At 67.9% G+C, this 18226-nt stretch carries 14 protein-coding genes; 7 read left to right on the forward strand and 7 right to left on the reverse strand.

The window, feature by feature from the left end; genetic code table 11:
• Nucleotides 1-38 precede the first annotated feature (38 nt).
• Nucleotides 39-536, forward strand: a complete 498-nt coding sequence (locus GD627_RS02755) for a hypothetical protein (protein WP_152271253.1) — start codon at nt 39-41, stop codon at nt 534-536.
• 93 nt (nt 537-629) lie between these two features.
• Here the strand turns inward: GD627_RS02755 and GD627_RS02760 are convergent, their stop codons facing one another.
• The gene (locus tag GD627_RS02760) at nt 630-1529 is read right to left on the reverse strand and encodes a LysR substrate-binding domain-containing protein (protein ID WP_152271254.1); all 900 of its coding nucleotides are present in this window, start codon (nt 1527-1529) and stop codon (nt 630-632) included.
• Between the two features lie 140 nt (nt 1530-1669).
• On the opposite strand from GD627_RS02760, the gene GD627_RS02765 reads away from it, so the two are divergent.
• Nucleotides 1670-5134 (forward strand): proline dehydrogenase family protein, encoded by a 3465-nt coding sequence (locus tag GD627_RS02765; protein ID WP_152271255.1) that lies wholly within the window; start codon nt 1670-1672, stop codon nt 5132-5134.
• Here GD627_RS02765 and GD627_RS02770 read toward each other — a convergent pair.
• On the reverse strand, nt 5131-6747 hold the full coding sequence (locus GD627_RS02770) for an AMP-binding protein (RefSeq protein WP_152271256.1): 1617 nt from the start codon (nt 6745-6747) through the stop codon (nt 5131-5133). The genes GD627_RS02765 and GD627_RS02770 overlap by 4 nt on opposite strands.
• Before the next feature lie 177 nt (nt 6748-6924).
• On the opposite strand from GD627_RS02770, the gene GD627_RS02775 reads away from it, so the two are divergent.
• Nucleotides 6925-7689, forward strand: coding sequence for an SDR family NAD(P)-dependent oxidoreductase (locus GD627_RS02775; protein WP_210250441.1), 765 nt, complete (start codon nt 6925-6927; stop codon nt 7687-7689).
• A 21-nt stretch (nt 7690-7710) separates the two neighbouring features.
• Here the strand turns inward: GD627_RS02775 and GD627_RS02780 are convergent, their stop codons facing one another.
• Nucleotides 7711-7944 carry a hypothetical protein gene (locus GD627_RS02780; protein ID WP_152271257.1) on the reverse strand — a complete coding sequence of 78 codons (234 nt, stop codon included), beginning with the start codon at nt 7942-7944 and terminating at the stop codon, nt 7711-7713.
• 112 nt (nt 7945-8056) lie between these two features.
• On the opposite strand from GD627_RS02780, the gene GD627_RS02785 reads away from it, so the two are divergent.
• The 4 genes from GD627_RS02785 to GD627_RS02800 all read left to right on the forward strand — a co-directional run bounded on the left by GD627_RS02785 (nt 8057) and on the right by GD627_RS02800 (nt 13476).
• Nucleotides 8057-8383: a DUF6221 family protein gene (locus tag GD627_RS02785; protein ID WP_152271258.1), complete on the forward strand. Its 327-nt coding sequence runs from the start codon at nt 8057-8059 to the stop codon at nt 8381-8383.
• 65 nt (nt 8384-8448) lie between these two features.
• On the forward strand, nt 8449-10617 hold the full coding sequence (gene malQ / locus GD627_RS02790; RefSeq protein ID WP_152271259.1) for a 4-alpha-glucanotransferase: 2169 nt from the start codon (nt 8449-8451) through the stop codon (nt 10615-10617).
• A 263-nt stretch (nt 10618-10880) separates the two neighbouring features.
• Entirely contained in the window at nt 10881-11894 is a 1014-nt protein-coding gene (locus tag GD627_RS02795) for an ABC transporter substrate-binding protein (RefSeq protein WP_152271260.1), read from the forward strand.
• Nucleotides 11895-11898: 4 nt separating this feature from the next.
• Nucleotides 11899-13476, forward strand: coding sequence for an acyl-CoA synthetase (locus GD627_RS02800; protein WP_152271261.1), 1578 nt, complete (start codon nt 11899-11901; stop codon nt 13474-13476).
• 50 nt (nt 13477-13526) lie between these two features.
• On the opposite strand, the gene GD627_RS02805 is transcribed toward GD627_RS02800, so the two are convergent.
• The 4 genes from GD627_RS02805 to GD627_RS02820 form a co-directional block, all read right to left on the reverse strand.
• Entirely contained in the window at nt 13527-14717 is a 1191-nt protein-coding gene (locus GD627_RS02805) for an ABC transporter permease (protein ID WP_152271262.1), read from the reverse strand.
• Complete coding sequence (locus tag GD627_RS02810) at nt 14714-15595, reverse strand: ABC transporter ATP-binding protein (RefSeq protein WP_152271263.1); 882 nt, start codon at nt 15593-15595, stop codon at nt 14714-14716. The genes GD627_RS02805 and GD627_RS02810 overlap by 4 nt, the downstream gene beginning before the upstream one ends.
• 104 nt (nt 15596-15699) lie before the next feature.
• Complete coding sequence (locus tag GD627_RS02815) at nt 15700-16527, reverse strand: response regulator transcription factor (RefSeq protein WP_152271264.1); 828 nt, start codon at nt 16525-16527, stop codon at nt 15700-15702.
• 78 nt (nt 16528-16605) lie between these two features.
• Nucleotides 16606-18003 (reverse strand): sensor histidine kinase, encoded by a 1398-nt coding sequence (locus GD627_RS02820; RefSeq protein WP_152271265.1) that lies wholly within the window; start codon nt 18001-18003, stop codon nt 16606-16608.
• Between the last annotated feature and the right edge of the window lie 223 nt (nt 18004-18226).

An 18226-nucleotide genomic window follows, 5' to 3' on the forward strand; every position in this document is an offset into this window, starting at 1 on the left:
TAGGTTGGGGCAACTGTCCACGATTTCCAGGGGAGACCATGAGGAAAGCCGCCGCCGCCATTCCGATCCTGGCTCTGCTGCTCATCACCGGCTGCGGCGCGGAGCCAACGGAGCCGGGAGCTGCCTCCGCCCCGGCTTCCGGCCCTGCTTCCGCCCCTGCTTCCGCCGCGGCAGGTGCCGGGTCGACCGCCGAGGCAGTGGCACTGGACTCAGCAGGGGAAACGTGCCGCAGGCTCCTCGGGGCCGACGGTAACGGCCCGCTCCAACAGGTCACCTCCCTCGTGAAAATCGGTGGCGGGACCAGCAGGTTCGAAGGAAGCGTGGAAACCGCCCGCGCCCTTCACCAGGAGATCCAGGGTTTGGCCAAGGATGCCCCTGAACAGATGCTGCCGCAGTTGAAGGAGCTGTCCTCCCCGGTGGAGAACACGCTAATGATTGCTGACAGCCCGGGTTCCGCCTGGACCTTCAACCCCGAGACCTGGTCTCGTGCCGCTGCGGAGCTCGAGACCGGTTGTGCGCCGTATCGGGCCCGCTAGAACCCGGGGCGGGATGATGGGAACAAGGGCCGCCCTTCCGGCGTAGGCCGGGGCCGCTCTTCAGTCCCACCCCGGAACCACAGGCACGGCCGGCTACGCCACCAGCCGGGCGGTCCGTTCCAGCACCTCGCGGCAGGCAAGGATGGCTGGACGCCGGCTGCCGGCCTCGCGCACCGAAGTGAAGATGGTCCGCCGGGGCTTGCCCGGCAGTTCCAGCAGCCGGACGGTCGGCGTGCGGCCGGTCCACACCAGCTCCGGCATAAGACCGACGGCGTTGCCGGACTCGATCAGCCGGATCTGCGCCTGCAGGTCAGCGGTCTCGTACCGGACATCCGGCTCGAACCCCGCCTGCCGGCACGCCTGCTCGGCCCAGTGCCGTGACGCCGCCCCGCGGGGCTCCATCACCCAGGCGAGGGATGCAGTGTCGGCGAGGGAACGGATCCCGCCGTCGTCCAGGCCGCCCGACGGCACCGCCAGGTGGATGGCGTCGGTGGTCAGCTCCATCCGGTCCAGCCCGGGGTGCCGGGGCGCCGCATGCCCGGGATACTGCTCGGCAATCACCAGGTCGAAATCCCGTGCCCACGTCTCATACAGCGCCGTTTCCGGTTCGCGCTGCGTCATTTCAATCCGCACCTCGGGGTAGTCCCGGCCCAGGATCGTCAGGGCATCCGGCATCAGGGCCAGCGCGGCGGATTGGAAAACCGCCAGCCGGACCGTGCCCGCAACCGTGGTCAGGGACTCCGCCAGATCCGCCTCCGCCCGTTCCATGGAGTCCAGGATCTGCGCGGCATGGTCCACCAGAATCTCGGCCTGCGGAGTCAGGGTGACCCGCCGTCCGGTTTTGCGCAGCAGCTCCACCCCCACTTCCTTTTCCAGCAGGGCCAGCTGCTGCGAAACCGAGGAAGGGCTGAAGTTCAGGGCAGTGGCCACGGATGCCAAAGTACCCCGCACCTTCAGCTCGCGCAGCAGCCGCAGACGGCGGATATCCAGCACTCGGAACTCCTCCTCGATTGTTCAGGAAAGCTGACCAGTACCAGTCAGAAAAGATCGCTTTATCTAATTGAACTACAAGCGGATGATGGGTCAGTACCCCGGGGGATAACCACTTGTTAGACGAAAAGAGCACCAGGACAATGACCGATACCTTTGAGGACCGCGCCGTCGCGGATGCTGTCCCCAACGCCGAGCTGGCAGAGCAGTCCGTAGCCCTGGTCCGCCGCTGGCTCACCGAGGCCGCTGCCGTCCCCGTGGACGCCTCGGCCGCCCAGCTGGCCGGCGTCCTGAAGGACCCCGACGGCCTGGGCTTCACCGTCGGCTTCGTGGACGGCGTTGTACGCCCCGAAGATATCCGCGTCGCCGCCCGCAACCTCGCAGCACTGGCGCCCCGCGTGCCCGGCTTCCTGCCCTGGTACATGCGCGCTGCCGTGCGCGCCGGCGGCATCCTCGGCCCGGTAGTTCCGCAGGTGGTCATTCCCGCCGCCCGCAAGGTGCTGCGCGAAATGGTGGGCCACCTGATTGTGGATGCCACGGACGCCAAGCTGGGCAAGGCCATCGCCGGTATCCGCAAGGACAACATCAGGCTGAACATGAACCTCCTCGGCGAGGCCGTCCTCGGCCAGCACGAGGCAGCGCGCCGGCTCGAAGGCACCCACGCCCTGCTGGCCCGCGACGACGTCGACTACGTCTCCATCAAGGTCTCCGCCACCGTGGCCCCGCACTCCCCATGGGCCTTCAACGAAGCCGTTGAACACGTTATCGAGTCACTGACCCCGCTCTTCCGCCGGGCAGCCCAGTCTCCGGTGAAGAAGTTCATCAACCTGGACATGGAGGAGTACAAGGACCTGGAGATGACCATGGCGGTCTTCACCGGCATCCTCTCCAACCCCGAATTTCGGGACCTGGAAGCCGGCATCGTGCTCCAGGCCTATCTGCCGGATGCCCTCTCGGCCATGATGCGGCTGCAGGACTTCGCGGCCGCACGCCGGGCCGACGGCGGCGCCGCCATCAAGGTGCGCGTGGTCAAGGGGGCCAACCTGCCGATGGAACAGGTCGAAGCCTCCCTGCACGGCTGGCCGCTGGCCACCTGGCACACCAAGGCGGACAGCGACACCAACTACAAGCGCGTGATCAACTACGCCCTGCACCCGGACCGCATTGGGAACGTACGCATCGGCGTCGCCGGGCACAACCTGTTCGACGTCGCCTTCGCCTGGCTGCTGGCCGGGGAACGCGGGGTCCGGGACGGCATTGAATTCGAAATGCTGCTGGGCATGGCCGCGGGCCAGGCCGAAGTGGTGCGCCGCGACGTCGGCAGCCTGCTGCTCTACACCCCGGTGGTGCACCCGGCGGAGTTCGACGTCGCCATCGCCTACCTGATCCGCCGCCTCGAAGAAGGCGCCAGCTCGGAGAACTTCATGTCCGCCGTGTTCGAACTGGCCGAGAACGAGGCACTGTTCGAACGCGAGAAACTGCGCTTCCTGGCGTCGCTGGAAAACCTGGATACCACCGTGCCTGCCCCGCACCGCGTCCAGGACCGGAACCTGCCCGCCGCCGCTGCCGCCACGGACAGCTTCGACAACACCCCGGACAGCGACCCGTCGCTGCCCGCCAACCAGGCCTGGGGACGGGACATCCTCTCCCGCGTCCCCGGCTCGGACCTGGGCAAGGCCGCCGTCGCCGCCGCCGCGGTCAACACCGAAGCGGAGCTCGACGCCGTCATCACCACCGCGGTCACCACTGCCAAGGCCTGGGGAGCGCTCAGCGGTGCCGAACGCGCCGAGGTGCTGCACCGTGCCGGCCAGGTCCTCGAAGCCCGCCGTGCGGAACTGATGGAGGTCATGGCCGCGGAAACCGGCAAGACCCTGGACCAGTCGGACCCCGAGGTTTCCGAAGCCATCGACTTCGCCCACTACTACGCCGAGCTCGCCCGCGAACTCGACACCGTAGAGGGTGCCCGCTTTGTCCCGTCCCGTCTGACCGTGGTCACCCCGCCGTGGAACTTCCCGGTGGCCATCCCCGCCGGGTCCACCCTGGCCGCGCTGGCCGCCGGCTCCGCCGTCGTCATCAAGCCCGCCCGCCAGTCCGCGCGCTGCGGCGCGGTCATGGTCGAAGCGCTCTGGGAAGCCGGCGTCCCCCGCGATGTCCTGCAGCTGGTGCAGCTGGGCGAGCAGGAACTGGGCCGGCAGCTGATCTCGAACCCGGCCGTGGACCGCGTGATCCTCACCGGCGGCTACGAGACGGCCGAACTGTTCCGTTCCTTCCGCCCGGACCTGCCGCTGCTGGCGGAAACCTCGGGTAAGAACACCGTGATCGTCACTCCGAGCGCGGACTTCGACCTCGCGGCCCGCGATGTTGCCGCGTCCGCCTTCGGGCACGCCGGGCAGAAGTGCTCCGCCGCGTCCCTGGTCATCCTGGTCGGGTCCGTGGCGAAGTCCCCGCGCTTCCGGAACCAGCTCGTGGACGCCGTCCAGTCCCTGAAGGTCGGTTACCCTGAGGATCCCACCACGCAGATGGGCCCGGTCATCGAACCGGCCGCCGGCAAGCTGCTGCGGGGCCTCACCGAGCTCGGGGAAGGGGAAACCTGGCTGCTGCAGCCCGAGCAGCTGGATGAGAGCGGCCGGCTGTGGAGCCCGGGCATCCGCACCGGCGTCCGCCGCGGCTCCGAATACCACCTCACCGAATACTTCGGGCCGATCCTCGGCGTGATGACGGCCGAGACGCTGGAAGAGGCCATCGACATGGCCAATGACATCGACTACGGCCTCACCGCCGGCCTGCACTCGCTCGAACCGGCGGAAATGGATGTGTGGCTGAACCGGATCGAGGCCGGCAACCTGTATGTGAACCGCGGCATCACCGGTGCCATCGTCCGCCGCCAGCCCTTCGGCGGCTGGAAGAAATCCGCCGTGGGTGCCGGTACGAAGGCCGGCGGCCCGAACTACCTGATAGGCCTCGGCAACTGGGAAGCCGTTGCCGGCACCTCCGAAGCGGCCGTCGAACTGCCCGCTGCAGCACCGTCAGCACGCCTGGTGGCTGCCGCGGAATCCGCCGGGTCGGTCTTCACCGCCGACGACGCCGCCTTCCTCCGCCGCGCGGCGAACAGCGACGCACGGGCGTGGAACAACGAGTTCGGCACCGCCAAGGACGTCTCCGTCCTGTCCGCCGAGCGCAACGTCTTCCGGTACGTCCCCGTTCCGGTCACCGTGCGCCTGTCCGAGGGCCAGCCGGCAGCCCGGCTCGTCCGGGTCCTGGCCGCAGCGCTGACGGCAGGGTCAACAGTGACCGTGTCCACCGCCGTCGACCTTCCCGCCGGCGTGCGGGCCGTCCTCGCCGAACTCGAACTGGAGTTCCGGGTGGAGGACGACGCCGCCTGGCTGGCCGGCGCTGCCGCGCTGGCTTCCGGCCGGGTCCGGCTGATCGGCGGCTCCGTGTCGGCGCTGGCCGAGGCCACCGGCGGCACCCCGGATATTGCCGTGTACGCCCAGCCCGTCACCGAATCCGGCCGCCTGGAGCTGCTGCCGTTCCTGCACGAGCAGGCCGTCAGCATCACCGCGCACCGCTTCGGAACGCCGAACTTCCTTTCGGACGCGCTGATCTAGGCGTTTACGGGCGGTTCCGACTCCGACGCCGAGCGGGAAGCACGCAGCAGGAAACGCTGCAGCTTCCCGCTCGGCGTTTTCGGAAGCTCGTCCACAAAGTGCACGGCCCGCGGGTAGGCGTGCGCGGCGTACTGCGTTTTCACCAACTGCTGCAGCTCCGCCGCCAGCTCGGGGGACCCGGTGCCGGAACGGAGCACCACGTAGGCCTCAAGCCGTTCTCCGCGCAGTTCGTCCGGCACCCCGATCACGGCGCTTTCGGCCACCTCGGGATGCGTGGCCAGCACGGATTCGACCTCGAACGGGCCAATCCGGTAGCCGGCCATGATGATCACGTCGTCATCCCGGGCGGAGAAGTAGGTATAGCCGTCGGCATCGCGGGCACCGGTATCCCCGGTGAAGTACCAGCGCCCGTCACTGCTGTAGCGTTCGGCGGTTTTCTCCGGATTGTCCGTGTACCCGCGGAACCACATCAGCGGGCTGGCCGGAACATCAATGGCGACCCGTCCCTTCTCACCCGGTGCGGCCGCGGTGTCCTCTTCCAGCGCCAGCACTTCGGTGCGGTAGCCGGGCAGGGCGTGGCCCATCGACCCCGGGCGGATCTCCCGGGACACCGTCTCCTCCCAGCCGTTCACAATGCACATGCCCATTTCCGTCTGCCCGTAGTGGTCCCGCACGGCGGTGCCCAGGCAGCGGGTGGCCCATTCGATGGTTTCCGCATCCAGCGGTTCGCCCGCACTGGAGGCGCGCTGCAGCGCCAGGGGGCCGACGCCGTCGGGCGCCTCCGCACGCAGCGAGCGGAAAATGGTGGGCGCGGCGGCGAAGTTCGTGACGCCGAACCGCTCCAGAACCTGCCAGCACAGCTTGGCGCTGAAGCCGCCGCGCAGCAGCAGGTTCCGCCGGCCTGCAGCCAGCGGCGCCAGGATTCCGTAATACAGGCCGTAGGCCCAGCCCGGATCGGCAGCGTTCCAGAACACGTCCTGCTCCTGGACATCCAGGCCATGGTGGAAGTAGGCGGAAAACGCTTCGAGTGCCTGCATCGGCACGGGCACCCCCTTGGGCGCCCCGGTGGTGCCTGACGTGAAGATTTCCACGAGCAGGTCCTCCGGGTTCAGGACCACCGCCGGCATGCCGGCCTGTTCGGCTGAAAGCAGCTGCTCCCAGTCCGGAATCTCCGGGGCGGAATCCGGGGCCGGTCCGGAGGCAAGGACCGTCAGGCCCAGCTCGGAAACCAGAGGAACAACCTTGTCCAGCTGGTTTCCGTCGGCCACCACCACCCGGGCGCCGCTGGTGGACAGCCGCACGGAAATGGCGGGCGTGGCAAACGCGGTGAAGAGCGGCACATGGACCGCCCCGAGCCGCCAGAGGCCCAGGAGCACGGTCACCAGGTTTCCGCTCTTGCCCATCAGGGTTGCCACCCGGTCCCCGCGGCGCACCCCCAGCCGGGCAAGCGCCGCCGCTGCCCGCTCAGAGCTCTCCTGCAGTTCCCCGTACGTCAGGTCCGTGGCAGACAGGTCCTGTTCAATGACGGTAAAGGCCACCGAGTCGGCTGGATGCCGGTCGCACAGCAGTACCGCAGGTGCCAGTGGTTCCCGGACAGTGAGGGCATCGAACATTGGATACGGCTCCGTTCTCTTGCAAATGTGCCGCAGGTCACTCCGCGGCCGTTGTCTCCATGCTAGGTCTCCGCCGCCGGCCGGCGGACATTGTGTCCGAAAGGGGCAGCGGCCCAAGATGGGGACCGGGGGATCAGCGGGGCGGCTCGGACCGGCAGGCAACCGGAAGGCGGAACCATGGAACCGATGCTCAACGGCAGGAATGCCGTCATCTACGGCGGAGGCGGCAGTATCGGCGGAGCGGTGGCATCCGCCTTTGCCCGGGAGGGGGCGCGGGTGTTCCTCGCGGGACGCACACCCGGCCCGCTCGAAGCCGTGGCGGAGAGGATCCGGCATCACGGCGGGACGGTGGAAACCGCCCTGGTGGATGCCACGAACGAGAGGGCGGTGAACGAGCATGCCGATGACGTGGTGGCAGCCGCCGGCAGCCTGGACATCTCCATGAACGTGATCCAGCACGGAGATGTGCAGGGGATGCCGATGGCTGAAATGTCCGTGGCAGACTACCTGCGGCCGGTCGCCACCGCCGTCGAGACTTTTTTCCTGACCTCCCAGGCCGCCGCCCGGCATATGATGCGGCAGCGGTCCGGGGTGATCCTGGTGTTCGGCGGATCCGGGAATCCGGTGCCCGGCCTGTTCCTGGGCGGGCTGCAGACGGCCTTCGAAGCGATGGAATCCATGCGCCGCCAGCTGTCCAGTGAGCTGGGATCCTACGGGATCCGGGTGCTGACCCTGCGCAGCGGCGGGATTCCGGAAACACTGCCGCAGAACATGGAAGGCGCCGGCGAAATCGCCGACGCCATGACCCGCTCCACGATGCTGGGCCGCGCCGCCACCCTGGACGACGTCGGCAACGTGGCCGCCTTCGCAGCCTCGGACCGGGCTGCGAGCATGACGGCCGCCACCCTGAACCTCAGTGCAGGCGCCCTGGTTGACCGCTGAGCCCGCCCGGAAGCGGAGTGGCTACACTTTCCAGAACGTGAAGTCGTCCATGCTGGCCGCCGTCCGCAGGCCCGTGGACTCATCGCGGATCCAGACAGTGGACAGACCGGGGGCGGTGTCCTGGACCTCCCCGCGGAAATAGGTGGTGCCGCCGCTGCGGGCTTCTACGGTGTCTCCGCGGCGGAGGGAACGGATACTGCGCACACGCTTGGCGCGCGCCGTCGTACGGGGGGAGTGGACGTTGGCTACCGGCAAAAGGCGTCTCCTGTTTAGTTGATACTTACAGCAACCACGGCTTGGGTCTTAAATATTCCCGTTCGTGCATGGACTCCTGACCGGCAGGCACCGGGGCAGGTACGATTCGGCCATGGATATCGTCGATTTCCTGGTCACACGTTTCCAGGAAGACATCTCCGAAGCCCGCAAACTACTCGCATCCTCCGACGTTTCACTCTCAGACCGCTGGTACGAGGAGCGGCTGCTGAAGGAATGCGAAACGAAGCTGATGGTCATCGAGATCATCGGTGGCGCCCGCCGCCATGCCCTGTCGCGCATGGTGGTGGATCCCGACGACGATCCGCAGTTCCGCGAGGAACTGGAATGGACGCAGCTGGCGCTCTCCGCCCTCGCTGCCGTGCATGAGGACCATCCGGATTACCAGGACAACTGGCGGCTGACGCAGGAACACCCCTAGCGGGCAGGGCCCGTGCCCCGGTGACGGAAGTGCGTTCAGCGGGGCCGGGGCCATAGATTGGGTTCATGAGTGAAAAGCCCAATGCCCTGTCCGCACCGGATCTGCTTCACCAGCTCGCCGATTTCCACAAGGTGGCCACCACCTTCACCGGATGGGACGGCTCAGAGCAGCCGGTCTCGGATTCCACACTGCGCAGCGTCCTGTCCGCGATGGGCCTGGCCACCGGCTCGGAACAGGACCTGGAGCGGTCCCTGGCCGAGTCGAAGACGGCCGCCTGGAAGCGGGTGCTGCCGCCCACCGTCGTCGTCCGCCGGGGCAAGCCCGGCACCGTGCCGGTCCACCTGCCGCCGGGCAGCTCCGCGCAGCTGACGCTCCATCTGGAAGAAGGCTCCGCGCAGGAACTCGACTGGCCGTCCGCCCCGGTTGAGGAACGCGACGTGGACGGCGCAGCCGTGGCACGCACCATGGTTCCCCTGCCCGCGGGCCTGGACCTGGGCTGGCACCGCCTGGAGGTGCACTGCGGCGACATTTCCGGCAGCGCCGTGCTGGTGGTGACCCCTGACCGGCTCGACACTGCGGACGCGCTCCAGGGCCACCGCGCCTGGGGTGTGCAGGCCCAGCTGTACTCCGTCCGTTCCTCCCGGTCCTGGGGGATTGGGGACCTCACCGATCTGGCGGACCTCGCCGCCGTTGCGGGCACGGATTACGACGCCGGGTTTGTCCTGATCAACCCGCTGCACGCTGCGGAGCCAGTGCCCCCCATCGAGCCGTCCCCGTATCTGCCCACCACCCGGCGGTTCTTCAATCCGCTGTACATCCGGGTGGAAGCCGTACCGGAGTACGCCTACCTTCCGGACAGCCAGCGGCAGGCCGCCGAGGAAGCGGCCCGCTCGCTGTACCCGGCCAACACCTCCTCGGCGGAACTGGACCGCAATGCCAGCTATGCCGCCAAACTGGAGGTGCTCCAGGACGTCTACCGGGTCAAGCGCAGCCCCAGCCGGCGAAAGCAGTTCCACGCCTTCACGGCTGACGCCGGGCAGGGCCTGGAGAACTTTGCCCGCTGGTGTGCCCTGGCCGAGGAACTGGCCCCCGGCGCTCCGGAATGGGCCGAGGCCACCGGCCCGGAGAGCGACTACGTGGTCAGCCGGCTGCCCAGGCTGCAGGACCGGATCGATTTCTTCAAATGGCTCCAGTGGATCTGCGATGAGCAGCTCGAAGCCGTCCAGCGGGCCGCAAAGAAGGCCGGCATGGGCATCGGCGTGATCCACGACCTGGCCGTGGGAGTGCACCCGAGCGGCGCCGATGCCTGGATGCTCCGTGATGTGCTGACCGCCGGAATCTCCGTGGGCGCACCGCCGGACATGTTCAACCAGCGCGGCCAGGACTGGAGCCAGCCGCCGTGGCACCCGGGACGCCTGGCCGAGTCCGGCTACGCCGCCTACCGCGACATGATCCGCACCATCCTCCGGCATGCCGGAGGTATCCGGGTGGACCACATCCTGGGCCTGATCCGGCTCTGGTGGATCCCGCAGGGCGCCGAGTCCCCGGGCGAGGGCGCGTACGTGTACTACGACCACGAGGCCATGATCGGCATCCTGGCGCTGGAGGCGCAGCGGGCCGGCGCCGTCGTTATCGGTGAAGATCTGGGCGTCTTCGAGCCGTGGGTCCAGGAATACCTCGCGGAGCGCGGAGTGCTGGGCACCTCCATCCTGTGGTTCGAGCAGACCGACGACGGCCCGCGTGCCCCGGAGGACTACCGGACGGGTGCGCTGACCAGCGTCAACACCCATGACCTCCCGCCGACGGCGGGGTACCTGGCCGGGGAACACGTAAACCTGCGCGAATCCCTGGGCCTGCTTAACCGGCCGGTGGAAGAAGAACGCAAGGCCGACAGCGAGGCGCAGGAGGCCGTCCTGGACGCGCTCCGGCAGCGCGGACTGCTGCCCGAATCCGCCGCCGGGCAGGTGGCCGGACAGATGCACGGCGAGGAAGTGCAGCAGACCGTGGAGGCGCTGCACGAATTCATCCTGCAGACCCCCTCGGTGCTTCTGGGTGTGGCCCTCGCCGATCTGGTGGGCGAGAAGAAAACCCAGAACCAGCCGGGGACCGCAGATGAGTATCCGAACTGGCGGATTCCCCTCTGCGGTCCCGACGGCGAGCCCGTGTTGCTGGACGATTTGGAGCGCAATGACAGGTTCCGCTCCCTGGCCGCCCTGATGCAAAAGGGGATCTAGGGTCACCCACGCGCCCGTCGTCGGGCGTCGCCGCGGGCGCGGCTTGGCACCGGTGCGGCGGTCTGCTTTGGCGGACCGCCGCACCGGCTTTTAAGCGAACCCGGGGTCCGGTGCCCGCCGGTGCGCGGGAAAAATTCTGTTGACATTTTCAACGATTCGGGGTGACATGGATCACACACCGCCACGGGGCGCGGCAGGTCTCGGATCCGCCGCCGGAGTGACGGCCAGGGCACCGCTCAACCACCACAATGAAGAGGTAGGTCATGAGGAACACGATCACCGGGAAACTGTCCACTGCTGCGGCAGGCGGAGTTCTGCTGGCACTGGCCCTGACCGGCTGCTCCGGGGGCTCCACTGCGGGATCCGACGCCGAATCCTCGCCGTCGGGCAGCGCCGGTTCCGGCAGCGGGGAAATGCAGGAGATAGTGGTGGGGGTCCTGTCCATCGCCCCGTCCTCGGCCATGCAGTACGGCATCGATGAGGGCATCTTTGAAAAGCACGGGCTGGATATCGAGCTCCAGCCGGGCACGGGCGGCGCAGCCATGCTGCCGGCAGTCTCCACGGGAGACATCCAGTTTGCCGTGGGCAATCCGCTGTCAGTCATGGTGGCGAAGGACAAGGGCCTGGACATGAAGATCGTGTCCGGATATTCCAACTCGCTGGCCGAAGGCAATGACATCAACGGCGTGGTGACCCGGGCCGATTCAGGAATCACTTCCTTCGGGGACCTGGAAGGAAAAACCACTACCGTCAACGCGATCAACACCCAGGGCGATCTGACCATCATGGAAGCCGCTGCCCTGGACGGTGCGGATCCGGAGAAGATCAAGTTCAATGAACTGCCGTTCCCGGACATGGAAGCCCAGCTGGAAATGGGCAACACGGACGCCATCTGGCTGCCCGAACCTTTCCTGAGCCGCGCCCTGGCCAATCCGGACTACGCGCTGGTTGGCTATCCGAACCAGGAAGCGGTCCCCGGGATGCCCACCATGGTCACCTTCACCTCCGGCCGGTACGCGGACGAGAATCCTGACACGGTCAAGGCCTTCAAGGAAGCCGTCACCGAAACGCTGACGCAGGCACAGGCCAACGTCGACGACGTCCGTGCCACGCTGCCGGCCTTCATGGGAATGGACGCCGCAGTGGCCGAGAAACTCAACATGGAGGAGTTTGACGGCGAACTCCGCAGCGATCAGCTGGACGATATGGGTGCCCTGATGCTGAAGTACGAGTTCGTTGCAAAGGAACCGGACGTCGATGCCATGACGGTGCAGTAGCGCCATGGAAAACCAAGGGCTGGGATCTTGGATACACCGCCGGCGCCGTAAATCCGCCGGCCGGACGGCGCTGGTCTTCCAGGGCCGCAGCATCAGCTACTCGGAGCTGGACGAGCGGATCAACCGGCTGGCACAGGCGCTGCGTGCCTCCGGCGTGGACCGCGGCACGCGGGTAGCGTTCCTCGGGGACAATCATCCGGCCTTTCTGGAGACGTTCTTCGCCGCGGGAACGCTGGGCGCCGTTTTTGTTCCGCTGAACACCCGCCTGGCGCCGCCGGAGATCCGGTTTGCGCTGCAGGATTCGGGCAGCCTCGTGCTGGTGCACACGGGTGCGCTTGCCGGGCTGGCGCAGCTGGGGTCCGCCGACACGTCGGTGACCGTGCGGCTGGAAGTGGCCGACGGCGCCGCATCCGCCGGTCGGCCGGCGGCGGGCGGGGCGGCGGGCGGCGTTCCGGGGGCGGACGCAGCAGTGCCGGACTTCGACGCCGTGATTGCCGGGGCCTCCCCGGACCGGCTGGACCTGCCGGTTGGCCTGGATGACGCGGCGATGATCCTCTACACCTCCGGCACCACGGGACAGCCCAAGGGTGCCCTGCTGTCCCACGCCAACCTGGCCTGGAACTGCTACAACGTGCTGGTGGACTATGACGTGTCCGGGACCGAAGTAGCCCTGATGATCTCCCCGATGTTCCACGTTGCGTCGCTGGACATGGGTGTGCTGCCGGTGCTCCTCAAAGGGGGAACGGTGGTGCTGGAAACACGGTTCGAACCCGGCCGCACGCTGGCCGCCATTGAGCAGTACGCGGCCACCTATATCAGCGGCGTGCCCACCACGTTCCAGATGCTGTGTGAGCATCCGGACTGGGATAAGCGGGACATCAGTTCGCTGACCACCATCACCTGCGGCGGATCGGCGGTGCCCCTGCGCGTCCTGGAGGCCTATGAGGCCCGCGGGCTGTCCTTCTCCAACGGTTATGGAATGACGGAAACGGCTCCGGGTGCCACCGCACTGCCAGCGGCCCGGTCCCGGGAAAAGGCCGGTTCCGCCGGGCTGCCGCACTTTTTCACCGACGTGCGGGTTGCGGGTCCGGACGGCGCGGTGCTTCCGGCGGGGGAAGTGGGGGAGATCCAGATTTCCGGACCCAACGTCATCCGCTCCTATTGGAACCGGCCCGCTGCCACCACGGATGCCTACGCCGAAGGCGCCTGGTTCCGGTCCGGGGACATGGGCTATTTCGACGACGACGGGTACCTGTTCATCTCCGACCGGCTGAAGGACATGATCATTTCCGGCGGGGAGAACATTTATCCGGCCGAGGTGGAGCAGGCCGTCGCCGAGCTGGAGGCCGTGGCCGCCGTGGCCGTGATCGGGGTGCCGGACAGCAAATGGGGCGAAGTCCCGCACGCGTTGATCAGTCTGCGGGAGGGATATGCGCTGACTTCCGAAGAAGTGCAGGAACACCTCTTCGGCCGCCTGGCCCGGTACAAGGTGCCCCGCACCGTCACGATGGTGGAGGACTTTCCCCGGACGGCGAGCGGAAAAATCCGCAAGGCCGAGCTGCGCCGGCAATACCCCGGCTAAGCCGTCACGGCTCGGCGTGGGGCGGGGAGCAGGGCTCCCCGCCCCACAGGCTACTGCTCCAGCTTCATGGCCTTGCGCAGGGTCAGCGAGCCGCCGCTCTGCATAACGGCGCGGCGGTAGATCCGCTCGCCGAAGCGCAGCAGGCCGTAGGCGGCCACCAGGGCGATGGCCAGGGAGGCCAGGGTCTGCCAGAGCGGCACCTCGCCGTTGAGCATCCGTACCGGCATGGCCACGGAGGAGACCACCGGCACGAAGGAAGCAGTAACCAGCAGCTGCCCCTTGGCGAACATGCCGGCGAACAGGGCGACGATGATCACGGTGAGCACCGGCGCGGAGCTGTTGTTCAGATCCTCGCTGCGGCTGGCCATGGAGCCGATCATGGCCCAGGCGGAGGCGAGGATCAGGAACCCGGCCAGGAAGAAGACCAGGAACCAGCCCGACGCCGGGATGATGGTTCCCACGGTTTCAGCGGTTCCGGTGAGGTTCAGTGCCAGCAGGGCGGCACCGGCATAGAGGGCGAGCTGGACCATGGCGAGGATGGTGTTGCCGGCCACCTTGCCGTAGAGCAGCTGCCGGATGGGGATGGCGGTGGCCAGGATTTCCACCACCCGGTTCTGCTTTTCCTCCAGCACCGAGGTGGCGATGGCCATGCCGAAGACAATCGCGGCCATGTAGAACAGGAAGGCGAAGACAAAGCCGACAATGGTGGCCAGAAGCTGGTTCTCCGCGCTTCCCTCCAGCAGCTCCGCTTCGAGCTCGGAGCCGGCCAGCAGTGCCTCGGCGGTGGTGCCGGCATCGGCCGCATTGGCCTCCAGGGCGTAGCCGCGCAGTGCCTCCGACAGGTCCGCCTGCAGGCCGTTGTCGATTTCGCTGAGGCCGGTGAGGGTCCAGGTGCTGCCGTCGCTCACCAGGGCGGCGTCGGCCTCGTCGTCGCGGACCAGCTGCAGGGCGGACTCGGGGGAGTCGGCGGTGACGCTGCTGAAGACCGTGTTGCCGCCGTCGGCCTGTCCGGCCTCGTCCGCGAGGGCGACGACCGCCTGGCCCTCGCTGCCGGTGACGGCCACCGTGTACTCTGCGCCGCGGGAACTCATAAACGCGTTGAACAGGACGGTGCCCACGATGATCAGCAGGGTGACCAGAGTAGAGATGAGGTAGCTGCGGTCACGGGCCTTCACCATCACCTCGCGGAGGGTGACGATGGCCCAGGGTGCGGTGCCGGCGGTGCTGCGTTCGGTGCTCATGCTGTGACCTCACGGTAGATCTCGCTCAGGGACGGGCGGATGGGGGAGAACTGCTCCACGGTGCCGCGGCTCAGGGCTGCGGCGAGCAGGCGCTGACCGGCGGCGTCGTCCTCGAATTCGACGACGGCGTCCGGCCCGGCGACGTCAATCACACGCACGCCGGTCTCTTCCCGGATCCAGCCGGCGTCGGGATGAACAATGATCCGGTGCCGGGTGGCGGCCCGGGCACGCAGGTCCTCGCCGGTGCCGGAGGCGATCATCCGGCCCTGCTGCAGAACCACCAGGTTGTCGCAGAGCCGGTCCACGAGGTCCAGCTGGTGGCTGGAGAAGAGCACCGGAACCCCCTGCGCGGTGTAGTCGCGCAGCAGTTCCACCATGGAATCCACGGCCACCGGATCCAGGCCGGAGAACGGCTCGTCCAGGATCAGGGCAGTGGGCCGGTGCATCAGGGAAGCGATGATCTGTACGCGCTGCTGGTTGCCCAGGGACAGGGATTCGAGTTTGTCCTTGGTCCGGTCCGCCAGCGCGAACCGTTCCAGCATGTCCCTGGCGGAGCTGCGCGCATCATTCTGGCTCATGCCGTGCAGCTGGCCGAGATAAACCAGCTGGTCCAGGATCGGCTGCTTGGGATAGAGGCCGCGCTCTTCGGGCATGTACCCGAAGCGGGAGCGCATCTTCGCCGTCAGGGGTACATCATCCATCAGGACTTCCCCGGCGCTGGGCGTGAGCACCCCCATGATCATCCGCATGGTGGTGGTCTTGCCAGCGCCGTTGGCGCCGACGAAGCCGGTCATCTTGCCGGACGGGACGTCGAAGGTGACGTCATCCACGGCGGTTTTATCTCCGAAACGACGGGTGAGGCTGCGGACCTGCAGCATGGGCTGCTCCTTTTCCCGGAACCCGGGGCTGGTGGCGATCTTTGTTTCGAGCTTAGGCAGAAGAGCACCGGAGCGGATCGCCCGCAGGGGGGAAGCTGCACGCCTCAGCCGGCGGCCGGCTTGTCCCCCGGGAGGATGAGGCCCGACTCATAGGCGAACACCACGGCCTGTACCCGGTCCCGGACCTGGATCTTGCCCAGCAGGTTGGACACATGCGTTTTCACGGTTGCTTCGGCCACGAACATGCCCGCCGCGATCTCGGCATTGCTCCGGCCTGCGGCAACGTTCACCAGTACCTCGCGCTCGCGGACGGTCAGCGACGCCAGCAGTTTCCGCTGCTCCGCGGTGCCCGACGGCGGCGCGGGCGGTCCGGGGATTGTCCCGCCCAGCGTTCCGGCCAGCGTCCCGGCCGACGGGACGACAGTGGGGGCCGAAGGGTTTCCGGCGGGATTATCTGCCCTCGGGGTGCCGGCGGGCATGCCCGGGGAACCGGCGGCCTCGGCATGCAGCTGCCGGGCGAAGCGTTCAATGACCCGGACCGTCATTTCCGGCGCCAGCAGGGCGTTGCCGCCCGCGACGGCATGCACCGCCGCGACCAGGTCATCCGGGTCGGAGTTCTTGAGCAGGAAGCCGCTGGCTCCGGCACGCAGGGCGTCAAAAAGGTAGTCATCCCGTTCGAAGGTGGTGAGGATAATGACCTTCGCGGTGCCTGCCTGCACCACCTGTTCGGTGGCCCGGATGCCGTCCAGCACCGGCATCTGCACGTCCATCAGGATGATGTCCACGGGGTGTGCCGCGGCGAACTCCACGGCTTCAAGGCCGTTGGCGGCCTGGCCCACTACTTCGATTTCGTCCTCGACGGAGAGCATCATGGCAAAGCCTGCCCGCAGCAGAGCCTGGTCATCGGCCAGCAGGACCCGGATCGGTTCCATCGGGTATGTCTCTCCTTCTTCAGACGGCATGCCTCCGGGACGCCGGCAAGGAGCCGCCCCCGGCTTCCACGGTAGCGGTCAGCGCACGGGAAAACGGACCCGGACGCGCCAACCCCCACCGGCCCGGGGTCCTATGTCCGCGGTGCCCCCGTGCAGATCGGCCCGTTCACGGATGCCCCGGATGCCGAAGCCCGAGCCGGCGGTGCTGCCGGTGCGGGGCCTGCCGTTGTCCACGGTTTCCACCTCCACCCAGCCGGTGCCGGCCGCCGAGGTGCCCGTGCGCAGGGCGACGACGGCGGAGCCCGCGGTGGAGTGCCGGCGGACGTTGGCGAGGGACTCCTGGACGGTGCGGTAAATGGACAGGCCGAGCGGCGCGGGCACCCGGTCCAGTACCTCTGAGACATCCCGGTGGAAGGACACGGACAGGCCCGGCTGCTTCTGCACCAGATCGGCGAGGTCCGCCAGGCCGGGCTCGGGAGTGCGCTGCACGCCGCCGTCGGCCTCCGGATCCGTGGCCTCCCCGGCGCGGAGCACGCCCAGCAGGGACCGCATTTGTTCAACGGCCTCCCGGGAAGATGCCTCGATGGACTGCAGGGCCTCCGCCGCGGCCTGCGGTTTTTTCTCCAGCACGCGCCGGGCCGCGCCGGCCTGGACGCCGATAACCGAGATGTGGTGGGCGACGACGTCGTGCAGCTCCCGGGCGATGCGCAGGCGCTCGTCCAGCACCGCCTGCCGGGCCAGCTCCGTGGCCTGGCTTTCCAGCTGCGCGGACTGCCGGACCAGCAGTTCACGCTGGTGCGCGCTGCGCCAGGCATTCATGCCGAACATGATGGCCCCGCCGAAGTAGGCGGCGTTGATCGCCAGGTTGTACAGGGCCAGGGAAACCAGGGGCGGCAGGAACCCGCGGTGGGTGTCGTCGCCTTCCATGATCCGTTCCAGCATGGAGTCATAGGAGGAGGAGACGGTGAAGGAGAAGATGACCCACAAAGCCATGACGGCAATGACCACGGTGGTGCCGAGCCAGAGCATCCTCCGGTCCTTTGCCCAGGCTACGGCAGTGTAGAGGGAGGCGAAATAGGCGGCCTGGAAGGTTGTCTGGACGGCGACCGAGGGCACCAGCAGGCTGAGGCCCAGAAACGCGGCGCTGCATACCAGCATGACGGCCACCGGATAGCGGCGGCGCACCACCAGCGGCAGGATGATTCCGGCCAGGGCCAGATGCTGGAACCAGATGGGACGGGTTTCCCCGGCCAGCGCGCCGATTCCGCGGCTGACCTCGAGGAGTAACGCCGAGACGAGCAGCAGGACCAGGGCCCCGACGACGTCGTGGCGCTGCTGCGCGCGGGTAGGTGCCGGACGCTCCCAGTCCTCCCCGGTCCGCCAGGGGAGCCGGGTGCGCCACCTCAGCCGGGCCTGGCCGCGGTCTTCGCTGCCGGTCTCGGCGCCAACCCTGTCGAAGGCCATGGTCTCGATCATGGTGCCCAGTCTAGGAGCTGCACGGTCGGAGGGGCTCCGCCGCGGGGATGAGGGTCCCGGGGATGAGGGCCGTCCGGACGGTACCTGTCCCCTCCTCGGCCCGGATACGGCCCCGGAAGGCCCCCGGCCGCTGTGCTGGAGCGAAAGGAATGATTTACTGCGTAGGTAGTAAACGGCTGACCGGGACGGCAGCCGGCCATCAGCGTCGATGACAGGACCTCAA

It is taken from the genome of Arthrobacter yangruifuii (assembly GCF_009192775.1).
Classification (GTDB): Bacteria; Actinomycetota; Actinomycetes; order Actinomycetales; family Micrococcaceae; genus Arthrobacter_B; species Arthrobacter_B yangruifuii.